Annotated in this window: 12 protein-coding genes and 1 riboswitch; of the genes, 4 read left to right on the top strand and 8 right to left on the bottom strand. The window is 45.1% G+C overall.

Annotated elements, in window-relative coordinates; genetic code table 11:
• Positions 1 to 590 precede the first annotated feature (590 nt).
• The 6 genes from thiH to thiC form a co-directional block, all read right to left on the bottom strand.
• Positions 591 to 1706 (bottom strand): 2-iminoacetate synthase ThiH, encoded by a 1116-nt coding sequence (thiH, locus tag K6Y31_RS04675; RefSeq protein WP_233051677.1) that lies wholly within the window; start codon positions 1704 to 1706, stop codon positions 591 to 593.
• Complete coding sequence (locus K6Y31_RS04670) at positions 1703 to 2473, bottom strand: thiazole synthase (protein WP_282560149.1); 771 nt, start codon at positions 2471 to 2473, stop codon at positions 1703 to 1705. The genes thiH and K6Y31_RS04670 overlap by 4 nt, the downstream gene beginning before the upstream one ends.
• A complete protein-coding gene (thiS, locus tag K6Y31_RS04665; protein WP_233051676.1) occupies positions 2473 to 2682 on the bottom strand; it encodes a sulfur carrier protein ThiS in 210 nt (69 codons plus the stop codon). Before thiS ends, K6Y31_RS04670 begins: the two co-directional genes overlap by 1 nt.
• On the bottom strand, positions 2675 to 3430 hold the full coding sequence (locus K6Y31_RS04660; RefSeq protein ID WP_345790235.1) for a HesA/MoeB/ThiF family protein: 756 nt from the start codon (positions 3428 to 3430) through the stop codon (positions 2675 to 2677). Before K6Y31_RS04660 ends, thiS begins: the two co-directional genes overlap by 8 nt.
• On the bottom strand, positions 3431 to 4960 hold the full coding sequence (thiE, locus tag K6Y31_RS04655; protein WP_233051675.1) for a thiamine phosphate synthase: 1530 nt from the start codon (positions 4958 to 4960) through the stop codon (positions 3431 to 3433).
• 90 nt (positions 4961 to 5050) lie between these two features.
• Complete coding sequence (thiC, locus tag K6Y31_RS04650) at positions 5051 to 6979, bottom strand: phosphomethylpyrimidine synthase ThiC (protein ID WP_233051674.1); 1929 nt, start codon at positions 6977 to 6979, stop codon at positions 5051 to 5053.
• 89 nt (positions 6980 to 7068) lie between these two features.
• Positions 7069 to 7183: riboswitch (TPP riboswitch) on the bottom strand.
• A gap of 386 nt (positions 7184 to 7569) precedes the next feature.
• Here thiC and K6Y31_RS04645 point away from each other — a divergent pair.
• On the top strand, positions 7570 to 7764 hold the full coding sequence (locus K6Y31_RS04645) for a DUF1289 domain-containing protein (protein ID WP_233051673.1): 195 nt from the start codon (positions 7570 to 7572) through the stop codon (positions 7762 to 7764).
• Here K6Y31_RS04645 and K6Y31_RS04640 read toward each other — a convergent pair.
• Together K6Y31_RS04640 and K6Y31_RS04635 are read right to left on the bottom strand one after the other, a co-directional pair.
• Positions 7732 to 9417 (bottom strand): PAS domain-containing sensor histidine kinase, encoded by a 1686-nt coding sequence (locus K6Y31_RS04640; protein ID WP_233051672.1) that lies wholly within the window; start codon positions 9415 to 9417, stop codon positions 7732 to 7734. The two genes, K6Y31_RS04645 and K6Y31_RS04640, sit on opposite strands and share 33 nt — an antisense overlap.
• A 77-nt stretch (positions 9418 to 9494) precedes the next feature.
• A complete protein-coding gene (locus K6Y31_RS04635; RefSeq protein WP_233051671.1) occupies positions 9495 to 10415 on the bottom strand; it encodes a 1,4-dihydroxy-2-naphthoate polyprenyltransferase in 921 nt (306 codons plus the stop codon).
• Between the two features lie 201 nt (positions 10416 to 10616).
• On the opposite strand from K6Y31_RS04635, the gene K6Y31_RS04630 reads away from it, so the two are divergent.
• From K6Y31_RS04630 to menH, 3 genes are read left to right on the top strand one after another with little or no spacing between them, the layout of a single operon-like run.
• Positions 10617 to 11897: an isochorismate synthase gene (locus K6Y31_RS04630; RefSeq protein ID WP_233051670.1), complete on the top strand. Its 1281-nt coding sequence runs from the start codon at positions 10617 to 10619 to the stop codon at positions 11895 to 11897.
• 24 nt (positions 11898 to 11921) lie between these two features.
• Positions 11922 to 13670: a 2-succinyl-5-enolpyruvyl-6-hydroxy-3-cyclohexene-1-carboxylic-acid synthase gene (menD, locus tag K6Y31_RS04625; protein WP_233051669.1), complete on the top strand. Its 1749-nt coding sequence runs from the start codon at positions 11922 to 11924 to the stop codon at positions 13668 to 13670.
• Positions 13670 to 14521, top strand: coding sequence for a 2-succinyl-6-hydroxy-2,4-cyclohexadiene-1-carboxylate synthase (menH, locus tag K6Y31_RS04620; protein WP_233051668.1), 852 nt, complete (start codon positions 13670 to 13672; stop codon positions 14519 to 14521). The genes menD and menH overlap by 1 nt, the downstream gene beginning before the upstream one ends.
• Positions 14522 to 14650 lie beyond the last annotated feature (129 nt).

Here is a 14650-nt window from a genome sequence, read left to right as displayed (position 1 = left end):
TCTGCTCAATGAATTCTGTTTTTGAACCTCAAATAAATGAAGTTCGATTTGTTCTATATGAACACTCAGAAATTACATTGATAAATAAATCGTTTTGGCGATTCGTTACCATTGCGTTGTTAGCCGTGGCTTTCAACATGAGTATTCACACAGATTGCATGATTAAATTGTTAAAGAACATTGACTAGGTTGCTTTCGCTTTACCTCGTCAGGGCTGCGCATTCTACGCTAGCCGATTTGAAAGTCAATCGTTAATTTTAAGAAATTTTCGATTTATCTTTCTGGTTAGAAAGCCAAGCTTTTTAACCACCTGATATTGCGTTGCGCCTTGCGCTGTGCCGTCTCAGTGGTTGCGCATTATAGGGAGATTCGATTTCGGTGCAAGGCTTTTTTAACGATAAATTGTAATTAAATTACACCCACAACTTACACTCAAGTTACCCACAGGTTACCCCTATAAATACGCCAAAATAGGTTGATAAACAGGCAATAGTACAGTAAACAAGTCCACTCATGCGCTAGAAATAGCAAAAAGGCCTAATCTAAGTAGACTAGGTCTTTTTCTTTTATACGTGCAGCCACTATTCCGGCTATCGACTTAAACTGGGATCCCAATCTTTCCATACCACCTCATAACCTTTGGCTTTCATCATATCCGCTACCACCGCAGGTGCGCGATCATCGGATATTTCAAATTGCTCCAAAGCTTTTTCAGCCGTTTCAGCATAACCACCCGGTTGTGTGCTTGAGCCCGCACTCATAGTCGTAATGCCTAGCGGAATGACATGATTGCGAAAATGTTCCGATTCTCGAGTCGACAACGACAATTCAACTTCGGGGCTAAATAAACGATAAGCGCAGATTAACTGGACCAACTGTTTATCTGTCATGATCGATTTAGGTTGAAAGCCCCCTTCACAAGGACGTAATCGAGGAAACGAAAGGGTATAACGCGTTTGCCAATAATGTTTTTCTAGATAAGCTAAATGAGACGCGACATAAAAACAATCGGTGCGCCATTCTTCTAAGCCAATCAAACTGCCAACACCTATTTTATGCACGCCAGCGCGGCCTAAGCGATCAGCGGTGTCCAAACGGTACCAAAAATCAGACTTTTTACCTTTGAGATGATGTTCGGCATAGGTCACTGGGTTATAGGTTTCTTGATAGACCAGTACCGCATCCAATCCTAGCTCGATCAACTCTTCGTATTCATCTTGATCGAGTGGCTGCACTTCAATCGTAATATGTGAAAAATATTGTCTGATCAGCGGGAATACCTGACGAAAATAATCCATGCCCACTTTCTTTTCCGATTCGCCTGTCACCAGCAAGATATGATCAAAGCCCATTTTCTTAATGGCTTTCAGCTCCGCTTCTAACTGCACCATGTCTAATGTAGTGCGGCGAATTTTATTGCCCATCGAAAAACCACAATAAGTACAAATGTTGCTGCACATATTCGAGAGGTATAAAGGAATATAAAACTGCACCGTCTTACCAAAGCGCTGCTGCGTCAATGCCATCGACTTTTGCGCCATCTGCTCAAGATACGGTTCGGCGGCAGGCGATATCAGCGCTTTAAAATCTTCCGTGTTCAAACGTGGTTTAGACAATGCGCGCTCAACATCTTTAGCAGTCTTACTATATATAGAAAGGCGTACATCATCCCAATTAAGGGCTTTTAACTGCTCGGCGAAGCTCATGCTTCCTCCAAGAAAGCTGTTAACGGGCTTGATGCCACAGCTTGTTGTACTTGACCTGCCAATCCCGCTTCATATGCCATGCGGCCAGATTGTACCGCCAAAGCAAATGCGCGGCTCATGGCAACTGGATTACCGGCTACCGCAATCGCGGTATTAACCAGAACCGCATCAGCGCCAAGCTCCATCGCTAACGCAGCATGGCTCGGGCTGCCGATACCAGCATCCACGATCACCGGTACATTCGCCTGCTCAATGATGATCTCTAAAAAGTCTTGAGTGCGGATACCTTTATTAGAGCCAATCGGTGCCCCTAGTGGCATCACTGCCGCGCAGCCAACCTCTTCAAGTCGCTTGCATAACACGGGATCAGCATGGACATAAGGCAATACCACAAATCCTTCACGCGCTAACGCTTCTGCGGCTTTCAAGGTTTCAATCGGATCCGGCAGCAAATACTTAGGATCAGGATGAATTTCTAATTTAACCCAATTGGTTTGCAACGCTTCGCGGGCTAACTGAGCAGCAAATACGGCTTCTTTAGCAGTACGCGCACCCGATGTATTGGGTAACAAGTTCATGCCATTGGCTATTAAAGGAGCCAAAATATCATCGTCACGATTTTGCATATCCACGCGCTTGAGCGCCATGGTCACTAACTGCGAGCCTGATGCCGCCAATGCATCAACCATACTTTGCTGATGAGAAAACTTACCAGTGCCAGTAAACAAACGTGAACTAAAGGTTTTATCGGCAATCGTTAACATCATTAGCCTCCTGCGATGGCTTGAAACAAGGAAACTTCATCGCCTTGCTGTAAATAGTGATCAGGCCACTCACTGCGGCTGATAATAGATTGATTGACCGCCAGCGCCATGCCTTGCTCAGCATGGCCTAGAGTAGTTAATAAATCAGTAACACTGGTCTGCGGCGCCAGTTGCTGCGCCTGACCATTAATATTGATGGTAATTTTATTCATGGACACTGCATACCGGGCATGCCGGATCTCGAGAAATTGAAAAGCTTTGCCAATTGAGAGTAAGGCCATCAAACAACTTAAGTTGATTTTTAATACCGCTCGGCAAGCCAACTAAATACTTAATCGCTTCCAACGCTTGTAACGAGCCTATCGTGCCAACAATCGGGCCAAGCACACCAGAGTTAGAACAATTCAAGGTTTGCTCTTGCGTTGACGGAAACAAGCAGTGGTAACACGCGCTATCAGGCTGGCTAAAGTCAAACATCATCAGCTGGCCTTCTAAACGAATGCCCGCGCCAACAATTAGTGGGGTTTTAGCCTGGCAGCACACCTGACTAATCAAATGACGGCTAGCAAGATTATCAGTGCAATCAAGCACCAGATCCGCCATGCTGACTTCCATCGCTAATTGCTTGGCATCCATTTTCTTTTTAATGCCACGAATACGGATTTCGTTATTGAGCCCAGTTAAGCGTGCCTTGGCCGCATCCACTTTATGCTGACCAACTTGACTGGCATCATAACTAATTTGACGTTGCAAATTGGACACATCCAACTCATCAAAGTCAGCCAGCACTAATTGACCAACCCCCGCAGCAGCAAGATACATTGAGGCGGGCGCACCAAGGCCACCCATGCCCATAATCAGCACCTTAGCTTGCTTTAACTTAAGCTGCCCGGTTTCACCCACATTACTGAGTAATAAATGACGACTGTACCTTAAGGTTTCCGCATTTGAGAGCATCATTTATGACTCCAGCACCGCATTAAACGCGTCAACGACTGCTTGGGGATCATCCGCTAACGTAATCGCAGTCACCACTGCAATACTCCCCACCCCGGTTTGCCAAACTTGCGGTGCGCGCTCAAGATTAATCCCGCCAATCGCCACGGTGGGAATATCATTCATTAAGGCCGCGTATTTTTCTAACCGGATCAAACCTTGCGGCCGTGATGGCATGTCTTTAGTTTGGGTCGGGAATATATGGCCAAGTGCGATATAACTGGGCTTGAGCTTTTTCGCCCGCAACATTTCATAATAGCCGTGAGTACTTAAGCCCAAGCGTAATCCTGCGCGGCTAATTTGTGGCAACACCGCATCATTTAAGTCTTCTTGGCCTAAATGCACGCCATAAGCACCGTGCTTAATGGCTAACTGCCAATAATCATTAATAAACATCCGCGCTTGGTATTGCTTACCAAGTTTAATAGCGGCTATCACATCGGCTTCTACTTCCGCGTCTGTTTTACCTTTAATCCGCAATTGTAGGGTTTTAATGCCCATATCGAGTAATTTTTGGCACCACTCAACCGAATCCACCACTGGATACAGCCCTAGCTTGTCGGTATTGCAACTGGCAAAGCCTTGCCCTGCCGCCAGTTCACCTTGCAAATTAAGTAATCGACCTAACTCTGAGCCAGGTAGGATCACGTCAGGAAAATCTGTTGGATCGGTAGGCCAGCCTAAATGGGCAATCGGACCCGGCCCCTTACCTTTAGCAGACGCTGCTTTTAAACCTTGATTCAAGTACGCCTTGGCTAATACCAATGCATCTTCAATGGGATAATCCAAGGCCAGTACAGTGGCGATAGCAGAGGACAAACTGCAGCCCGTACCATGGCTATGTGGGCTATCAATACGCGGCGTACCGAGCACTATTTCACGCTCGCCATTAGTCCAAAAATCCATGCACACATCATCGACTAGCTCGAGATGGCCACCCTTAATCAAGATGCTGCCACAACCTTTATCCAATAACACTTTGGCGCTGCGACGAATGTCATGACTTGAGGTAATGATCACCTTAGTTAGAATTTCTAACTCATCAGCATTAGGGGTCAATAAATCGATATGAGGCAATAAAGTCTCGAGTACTGCTTGCTGCAAACCAGCTTGCGCCATATTAGCGCCACTTGAGGCAACCGCGATCGGGTCATAAATAACATAGGGTTTGGTTTCTAGCGCAGCCAAAAATGTCGCTAACAGTTCAACCTGGCTAACCGTTGAAAGCAACCCAACCTTTATCACATCCGCTGGCATATCATCGGCTAATGAATCAAGCTGGCTTGAAAACATCTCATCTGAAACCGCTTCAACCAAACGCACAGCGACAGAGTTTTGCGCGGTAACAGCGCTGATGACACTGCAGCCATAACCGCCTAAAGAATTAATAGTATGCAAATCAGCTTGGATGCCAGCACCGCCACCCGAATCACTCCCCGCAATGGTCCATACTATCGGTGTTTTAACTGAGGTCCTACCTAGGGTCTTGTCCATTACCACTCCTCCACCAGCAAAAGCATTTATTGTTAGAGTCACCCATCACCCTGTTACCTGTAATGGATAACTCTCATTTAACTCAAAGAATTAAACTTGAGGCTGATATATTTCAGCGCCCTTTTCAATAAATTCTTCAGACTTTTTCTTCATGCCTTCTTCTGGAGAAATGCTGACGACTTCATCTAACAGCTTAATTTGGATATCACCCGACTCTAATTTAGCCGCATAATCACGCACGTCTTGAGTGATCTTCATTGAACAGAACTTAGGCCCACACATAGAGCAGAAATGCGCTACTTTGCCCGACTCTTGCGGCAAGGTTTCATCATGGTACGCACGCGCCGTATCAGGGTCTAAACCTAGGTTGAACTGATCTTCCCAGCGGAATTCAAAACGTGCTTTTGATAAGGCATTGTCGCGAATTTGCGCGCCCGGGTGACCTTTGGCTAAATCTGCCGCATGCGCTGCTAGCTTGTATGTCACCAAGCCAGTTTTTACGTCATCTTTGTTTGGTAAGCCTAAATGCTCTTTTGGTGTCACGTAACACAGCATGGCACAACCATACCAACCAATTTGCGCAGCGCCGATACCCGAAGTGATGTGGTCATAACCCGGTGCAATATCGGTAGTTAATGGGCCTAATGTATAGAAAGGCGCTTCATGACAAACATCTAACTGCTTGTCCATGTTCTCTTTGATCATTTGCATTGGCACGTGACCTGGGCCTTCGATCATCACTTGAACATCGTATTCCCACGCTAATTTAGTCAGCTCGCCTAAGGTTTCCAGTTCAGAGAATTGCGCTTCATCGTTGGCATCCGCCACTGAGCCCGGGCGCAAACCATCGCCTAATGAAAGGGCAACATCATATTGCGCACAGATTTCACAAATTTCACGGAAGTGTTCGTAAGCAAAGTTTTCTTTATGGTATGTCAAACACCACTTCGCCATGATTGAACCGCCACGCGACACGATACCGGTCAGACGTTTTGCCGTCATCGGTACATAACGCAGTAATACACCGGCATGGATCGTAAAGTAATCCACCCCTTGCTCAGCTTGTTCAATCAAGGTATCACGGAAGATTTCCCAGTTAAGGTCTTCCGCTACGCCATTTACTTTTTCTAGCGCTTGATAGATAGGCACAGTACCGATTGGCACCGGTGAATTGCGTAAAATCCACTCACGGGTTTCATGAATGTAACGGCCAGTGGATAAGTCCATTACCGTATCGCCACCCCAACGGGTTGACCACACTAGCTTTTCAACTTCTTCTTCAATTGATGAAGAAACTGATGAGTTACCAATGTTTGAATTAACTTTCACCAAGAAATTACGACCAATGATCATTGGTTCAGATTCTGGGTGGTTGATGTTTGAAGGAATGATGGCGCGACCTTCCGCCACTTCTTTACGCACGAATTCAGGCGTAATGTTCTCCGGCAGGTTCGCGCCGAAGTTTTCACCTTTATGTTGGAATTTTAGTAACTCGCTTTTTACTCGCTCACGCCCCATGTTTTCACGAATGGCGATGTATTCCATTTCAGGGGTGATGATACCTTGGCGTGCGTAATGCATTTGCGTGACGTTTTTACCCGCTTTTGCGCGCAGTGGCTTAGGTAAATGCTCAAAACGGAGATGATCTAACCCTTCGTCAGCCATGCGTTGCTGGCTAAATTTCGAGGTTAAGCCTTCTAATTCTTCGGTATCGTTGCGGTCTAAAATCCATTGTTGACGCAACTTAGGTAACCCTTGGTGCACATCAATATCGACGTTTGGATCGGTGTAAGGACCTGACGCATCGTAAACCGGGATCGGCTCATTTGATTCAAATTGCGGGTTGTCCTCGGTACCACCAATTAAGGTATCGGCTTGATGAATTTGGCGCATCGCCACTTTCACGCCAGGTAAGGTGCCTTCGATGAAGATTTTTTCTGAGTTTGGAAAAGACTCGTTACCGAGGTTTTGAATGTATTCTTGAGCCGCTTTACGCGCCTCTCTTCTGTTGATAGCCATAAGCAATTTTCACCTTGATTCCAGTTAAGTGTGATGAATTGCTTGCCGAGAGGTGGAAGTATAAACCTATGATTAGATCTGTTTTTTTTAAAAGGTTTAGCCTTGTTCCCTTCGTAGGTCTTAACCCAATCAGGTTCCACGGATCCTGCAATTGCAGTCTCAGCCTAAAGGTAATGATACCCCTTGGCACTCCGACAAGAACTCGCAGTATAATCAACCCATCAACGAAACTAAAGGGTGAAATGGATAAATAATCATCAAGTAAGTAAATAACTATACCTAAGCAACATCAAGATGCTTGTTCAGCGAGAGTTTATTTGGGTATCAAGCCATCAGCGCCAGCTAAATAGAAAACCAGCGGTCAAATTGCGCTAGCCGTTGCACCTCTTATTGTTGCTTAATCCTACTGACTTCACCCTCCCCCTGAAATAACACATCATGACTAAATAGCACACCGCTCCCGCTTATTATTCGCTGATACCTGTTGATTAAAACAGGTGCGGGATCCCGCCTTGCCAACGCCATTGATGAGTGAGTACGAAAAATAAGCTAAAATTTATCTACTTGGATATCTGTTAAGAGGCAAATCAATGAGCCATTTTGAAGTAAAATCGCCTTGCGTACGTAATTGCTGCCTTAATGAACAAGATATTTGCTTAGGTTGCCATCGCAGCCTTGATGAAATTATCGCTTGGCATGATAGTAATGACAGTGAAAAAGAAAAAATCTTAAACCAAGCCAAACAACGTGCGTTACAAATTGGGCAAAAAAACATCAAATTTTAAACCGCCCGTTTCTGGTAAACTTGCTCTAATTTCTCCCGCCATTTTCTGTGAAATCAAGTTATATACCTGATTTAAGCCAAGCCCCGCGCCAGCCTGCCTTGCCGTGGTATAGAAAGGCTCAAAAATTAATTTCAAATCTCCTTCCGTTACCCCCTTGCCGGTGTCCAAGTAATGTATAACCACTCCTTTTTCCGCCGCTTCAGCTGAGATGTTAATCTCACCGGCCTGACCCTCGTTAAAACCATGCTGCAAAGAGTTAAGTAATAAATTAATCACTACTTGCACTAAAGCGCCCGAATAGTTTCGCACCGCTAGATCAAGAGAGATCTCATTTTTCACGGTAATGGGTTTATTTTTAAGCTCATGGTGATAACTCAATAAAATATTTTTTACTACATTATGGGGGTGTAAAATAACTAAGTTGTCTGACGTTTGGTCCACTGCCAGCGCCTTAAAGCTCTTAACTAAATTAGCTGCTCGATCCAAATTGCTCTCAATCAGACTGATACTTTCTTTAGACGTATCAGCCACATACTGCAAGGCTGACTTCTTAATCGCGCCCGTTGCCATCATGTCACAAAGCTGCTGCGTTGTTTCTCGTAGTAACGATGCGGCCGTAATCGACACCCCAAGGGGCGTATTAATTTCATGGGCAACACCCGAGACTAGGCTGCCTAAAGACGCAATTTTCTCTGCTTCCACCAGCTTTTCTTGGGTATCGACTAACTGCTTTATTTTTTGCTCTAATTCTAAAGTGCGCTTGGCGACCATCAACTCAAGCTCTTCATTCATTTTTTTCAATTTGAACTCAGCGCGTTTTTTAATAATCACGTGGCTTAATACCGAGCCCAATAAACCAAATATTTCTCGAATATGGGGGGTTAACGCACGGTGGTGAATCAAATTATCGGCCGCCAAAAAACCGATTGGCTTTTCCTTGTCCCACAGAGTGACCATGGCTTGCCAGCCCTTACCCACTTTTTTATCGTAGTGGACTAAATCTTGGTCTTGAAACACAGTGACATAATCACGTCGAGTAATGGCTTCAAGTACAATGGGGAAATGACTTAAAGGCCTTTTGTAATCACGCTCATCAGCTACCTGACCGAACTCATTAGTACCAAAAGTACCCGCCATATTGCGTTTTTCATCAAGTAGGAATAAAGCGATACGTTCAATTTCAAGTTTTTCCAGAGACAGCTCAACAGTTCGACGGTAAAGTTCATCCATATCATTGCTGTTACTCAGCTCCACTGAGATTTTATGTAAATTCTTCAGCAGCTCTTTAAAACGATTGGTCGATTGCTCAGTGCCAAACACAGATTTAGTCGCCTCAACCGAGTGAGACTCATCACGAATAATGTACAAGGCATTTTCAGTATCAGGATGGACATAGCGCTCAAGTACTACGAGGAAATTCACATTGTCGCGATTTTTAGCTTGGCGAAAACAAGCAGGAACACTCGATACATCAACATTGATTAAGTCGAAAAAATCTAACTCAGTGATTTCTTTAGCACTGTAACCAAACATATTACACATAGCTTGGTTTGCTTCTATCACCTTATTTTCACGGTCGCACAGTAAAATACCATCGGTGCTTTTTTGATAATGCTGCAGTAAAAGATTCGGTAGTGACGTATTTCCCGACATAGTAAGAACCATCTAGTTTTCTATTAACTAAATGAAGATTAGACTATTTTACAAATTAGCGTCGGATACGGTTAAGTCTATGACGATGCCAATACCCAACCTAAAGCCAATAAACAACAGTAACTAAAACTGGCTAATGCCGTTTGTTTCAAAGCTCCGTTTAAGCGCACACCATCACGGCTCAGTTGCAGGGTACGAGCGGCCTGCACCAATGGCCAAAGAGCCAACAAAAACAAGTAATTAAAACTGCTAAAAGGTAATTGCCACTGATAAAGTAAGGTAGTGATCACTGCTCCCGCTAACAACATCCACTGATAGCAGCAGGCCTTAGAGCGCCCTAAACGTAGCGCTAAGGTGTGCTTACCCGCTTGTTTATCGGTGTCGATATCGCGAGTGTTGTTAATATTAAGCACTGCCGTAGCTAATAAGCCGCAACTTATTGCCGGTAAAATCAAAGCGGCATGTAAGGTTAAGCTATATAGATAAAAGCTGCCTAACACCCCCAATAAGCCAAAAAATATAAACACCGCCAGATCGCCTAAGCCCATGTAGCCGTATGGGTGCTTACCCATGGTGTAAGTCACCGCAGCTATAATAGACAATAAACCTAAACCAACAAAAACCAACAACTGTTGCCAATTATCCGCAAACACATAGCTTAATAAACTGAGCCCAGAAGCCACTGTCATCAGCGTCGTTAAACCTATCGCAGCTTTCATTTGTCGCTGCGTCACAAAACCGGTTTGCATCGCGCGTTGCGGGCCAATACGTTGCTCATTATCAGCCCCAGTGACGGCATCACCGTAATCATTGGCAAGATTAGAAATAATTTGTAATAAAATAGCGGTGCTCAAACACAAAGCGAGGATCCAAGAGTTAAATACCTGATGCTGCCACGCCAGCCCAGCGGCTAAAACAATCGAAGCGCAGGCTAGGGGAAGTGTACGAGGACGAATGGCAGACAACCAAACCGAGAGCCATGTTCTTTTTTGAGTCAAAATACCAACACCTAAATTTATTTGTTAATGGAACAAGAGGCCTTTCTAAACAGCGACGTGCTGAGAAGGCTGCATTTTCTCTAAGTTTCAGTTAAATTAGCAAGCCTTTATATTCAAACGCCTTTGAAATGATGATTTCAGCCGCTTCAGGCAGTTTGGGTTAACACCTTAAGTTGCTTTACCAGCCTTTGCGAAATATTGATGTCAGCTTTTAATGCCTTAAAACACGCCTTACTTGAACTAAAACAGCCCGAGGGAGTGTTTCTTAGTTTGAGCTTTTCCTTACCTAGCCTTTCATTACTGGGCTGGCTCAAAGCGCAAACTCACTATCCGCAAATTTACCTCAGTGATAAAGACGATCAAGGCGAAGTCGCGGCCATTGGCCAAGCTTGGCACACAGATCAAGCAGAAATACCTAACGACATACATAAAGCAAGGCTGTATGGCGGCATGGGATTCTCAAGCCATTCCATCTGGCCAAACTTCCCTCACTGCCAATTTGTATTACCACGTCTGGAAATTCGTCGCCAAGGCAGGATCACTAAGTTGGTTTGTAACCTATATTGGGCCACATCTGATTTTGTTAGCCAAGTAAACACAACCCTAGCATTACTGGATTCACTTAACCCAGCAGAAGCATTAGCCAAGCAGTCTATTCTTATCTCGCAGCGGCAAGACACGCCAAATAAACAGGATTGGCGCAAATTAGTGGAGCAAGTAACCGACGATGATTTTCAGCAACTCACCGCTAAAGTAGTGCTATCCCGCCGCACTCAATTAACCAGCTTAACCCAAGTCGATCAATGCGCCTTATTACACCAGTGGCAAATGGTTAACCCAAACTGCTTCCAATTTTTATTTTCGTTTTCGCCCGATTCACACTTTATCGGCTGTACGCCTGAGCGGTTATATTTACGCAGTGGGGCTCGCCTAACAACAGAGTCTCTCGCGGGCACTATGCCACGCGGCGCAACAACAGAAGCTGACGAGAAACTTAGCTATATTTTACTCCATGACCAAAAAATAAAGCGTGAAAATCAGTTAGTGCTCGATGATATTCTGGCGCAATTAAGCAAAGTCAGCTTAGACATCGGACTGGATAAAATTGGCATATTAAAACTCAATCAATTACAACATCTCAAACAGCGTATCCACGCCTATTTAAAACCGGACGCCAGTGACCACGATTTACTTAACGCGCTGCACCCAACCCCCGCAGTTGGTGGCACACCAAGAAAGTCAGCACTCGCATTTATCGAACAAAATGAACCTTATCCTCGCGGCTGGTACGCTGGCGCCATCGGTATTTTAAGTCAGCAACAAAGCCAATTTGCGGTAGCTATTCGCAGCGCCTTGATCCAACATAATCAGATTGCATTATTTGCCGGAGCAGGGATAGTTAAAGGCTCTGATCCCGAGTTAGAATGGCAAGAGCTAGAGCATAAAATAGCGACGCCATTGTCACTACTCCAACTAAATTAAGCTGTTCAATAATATGAGGCTCCTATGAAACAAACGACCGCCAGCAATATTAGTCTTTTATGGGCACAGTTGATTATTGAAAGTTTGTATCGAGGCGGCATCAATCAGATTTTCATGGCGCCCGGTTCACGCTCTACACCACTAACTTTAGCGGCCCATGGGCATCATGGCATCACTCTACACAGTCACTTTGATGAGCGCGGTTTAGGTTATTGCGCACTCGGCGCAGCAAAAGCGCAGCAAGCGCCAGTGGCCATTATTACCACGTCAGGCACAGCGGTGGCTAACTTACACCCTGCAATCATTGAAGCAAAACTCACCGGCGTCCCCTTAATCATTTTATCCGCTGACCGCCCCACCGAGCTATTGCAATGCAGCGCTAACCAAGCCATCGATCAAGTGGGCATGTTTACCTCTCATGTCGTGACATCGCTAAACTTGGCGACAGCCAGCACCGAAATTAGCGCTAGCTACTTATTGGCACAAGTAGGCCAAGCCTTATATTTGCAACAGCAGCGCATGGGGCCTATTCATATTAACTGCCCTTTTCGTGAGCCGTTTTACCCAAAGGAAAAAAGCCAAGATTTACGCCATTACATAGCGTCAATTAATGATTGGCTGCGTAGTGAATTGCCTTATATTAATAAATCCATTCATCCATGCAGACCACAGCCCATTGTTAATTGGTCTGAACTACAAACTAAAAAAGGGCTGATTGTCGTCGGTCAATTAGCAAATACCGAGCAAGCTTATGAAGTCGCCAGCTTTGCTCAAGCGCTCGGTTGGCCATTGTTAATGGATATTCAATCCAGTGGCAAAGGGCACCCTTGGTCACTGCATTACTACGACCAGCTGCTGCACCACCCTGACTTTACAGCCGCCCTCAACCAAACTGAACTGGTGATTCAATTTGGCAGTCGACTGGTATCGAAACGTTTACAGCAGTTTTTACAAGCCAGTTCGGCTCAATTTATTGGCGTGCAAAGCCAAGCCGATCTAATGGACCCGAACCACGCCATGGGGAATTACTTTCAAATCGATGCCATGACTTGGCTCAACGCCCATCCCGTTGCGCAGCATAACCCTTGGGCAGAACATCTTTATCGAGCGGATGCTGAAATCAGTCAACTTATGGCCGCTCAATCACATGAATTATCCGAATTATCCGTCACGCACTGCTTATCACGCTTAGTGCCAGACAACAGTGCCTTGTTTATTGGTAATAGCTTACCAGTTAGACTGATGGATATGTTTGCCGAAGCTAATTCCAAACAGCAGCAAGTATTCACTAACCGCGGTGCCAGTGGCATTGATGGTTTACTCGCCAGTGCCATTGGAGTCAGTAAAATATTGACTCATCGCCCTGTTACCCTGCTAATCGGTGATACCTCATTACTTCATGATCTCAACTCAATGGCGCTGTTAAAACAGCTGGAAAACCCGTTTGTGTTAATCGTACTCAATAATGATGGTGGCAGTATTTTCAACCTATTACCGCTACCAGATGATCAACAAACAGCGCGAGACTGCTACCAACTGCCACACGGTTTAAATTTTGCCGAGGCTGCAGCCATGTTTGGTATCAATTATATGCATCCCACCCAACAACAAGAATTTGAACTGGATTACGCTTCCGCCTTAATCGAGCCGGGCGCAACCTTAATTGAAATAAAAGTCCCGGCCAAAGAAAGTAGCGAGATGATCAACACCATCGCCGAGCAAGTAAAACAACTTGATTTCGCTTACCTGACCCAGCCGGATACTAGCGCCTAGTGAATACCAACTTACCGCTGACTTGCCAATATCAGCTGCAATACGAGAGCACGCCAATCGTATTCATTCATGGCTTTTTAGGCAGCGGTAAAGATTGGCAAGGGGTTATTGCGCAGTTAGCGCACGAGCAAAACTGGCTAACCATCGATCTCCCCGGCCATGGCGGCAGTCAAAACGTCACCTTATCAGCGCCACGCGCTTTCCAACAATGCTGCAACCTGATCCATCAATGTTTACAAGCGCTAGCGATCAGACAATGTTATCTGGTGGGCTATTCACTTGGTGGCCGTATTGCGCTGCACTACTTGCAGATGTACCCAAGCCAAGTGCGCCAGTTAATCCTAGAGTCGGCCCATACAGGGTTAATTCAGCAACATGAAAAAACCATCCGCATCAGTCATGATAAAAACTGGGCGCAGCGCTTTGCAACGGAGCCACTCAATCAGGTATTGCTCGATTGGTATCAACAAGAAGTGTTTACCGACTTATCTACGACACAAAGACAACAGCTGTATCAGCTACGTCGCCAAAATGATGGCGACGCCCTTAGCAAGATGTTGCTAGCAACCTCACTCGGCCAGCAAGACAATCTTCGCCATGTCATCACCGATGCAACCTGCCCGGTTAGCTATTTTGTTGCCGAGCAAGATCAAAAATTTACTCAGCTGGCCAACGCTCTAAAAAAATCCACATCACAGCTTAATAAAGTCTCTTTTACTGAGGCGGGTCATAATATTCACTTTGCCAAGCCAATAGAATACGCTAATCAGATAAGTCGCCTTATACCCAAGACACCTCAAGATGCGGGATTCAGAGCCGCTCATTATGTTCAGTTTGAGGCAAAAAGCTGAAGGAATGGTCAGCCCTTTCGATGCTTTTTAACGAAAAAATGAACATAATGAGCGACTCCCAAAGGGCGAGTTTTGTAGGCTGTTATGCTTTGTTGCTGATTTTTAACGTAGAATAACTATGTCTCAAAT

The organism is Motilimonas cestriensis, assembly GCF_021295315.1.
In the GTDB taxonomy this organism is placed as follows: Bacteria; Pseudomonadota; Gammaproteobacteria; order Enterobacterales; family CBDFNC01; genus Motilimonas; species Motilimonas cestriensis.
This window is presented reverse-complemented; position numbering and strand designations above follow the sequence as displayed.

What these genes read in the sequence shown, in the direction of transcription:
- thiH (WP_233051677.1), bottom strand. Translation starts at nt 1,706, where the DNA reads ATGAGCTTCGCCGAGCAGTTAAAAGCCCTTAATTGGGATGATGTACGC.
- K6Y31_RS04670 (WP_282560149.1), bottom strand. Translation starts at nt 2,473, where the DNA reads ATGATGTTAACGATTGCCGATAAAACCTTTAGTTCACGTTTGTTTACT.
- thiS (WP_233051676.1), bottom strand. Translation starts at nt 2,682, where the DNA reads ATGAATAAAATTACCATCAATATTAATGGTCAGGCGCAGCAACTGGCG.
- K6Y31_RS04660 (WP_345790235.1), bottom strand. Translation starts at nt 3,430, where the DNA reads ATGATGCTCTCAAATGCGGAAACCTTAAGGTACAGTCGTCATTTATTA.
- thiE (WP_233051675.1), bottom strand. Translation starts at nt 4,960, where the DNA reads ATGGACAAGACCCTAGGTAGGACCTCAGTTAAAACACCGATAGTATGG.
- thiC (WP_233051674.1), bottom strand. Translation starts at nt 6,979, where the DNA reads ATGGCTATCAACAGAAGAGAGGCGCGTAAAGCGGCTCAAGAATACATT.
- K6Y31_RS04645 (WP_233051673.1), top strand. Translation starts at nt 7,570, where the DNA reads ATGAGCCATTTTGAAGTAAAATCGCCTTGCGTACGTAATTGCTGCCTT.
- K6Y31_RS04640 (WP_233051672.1), bottom strand. Translation starts at nt 9,417, where the DNA reads ATGTCGGGAAATACGTCACTACCGAATCTTTTACTGCAGCATTATCAA.
- K6Y31_RS04630 (WP_233051670.1), top strand. Translation starts at nt 10,617, where the DNA reads ATGTCAGCTTTTAATGCCTTAAAACACGCCTTACTTGAACTAAAACAG.
- menD (WP_233051669.1), top strand. Translation starts at nt 11,922, where the DNA reads ATGAAACAAACGACCGCCAGCAATATTAGTCTTTTATGGGCACAGTTG.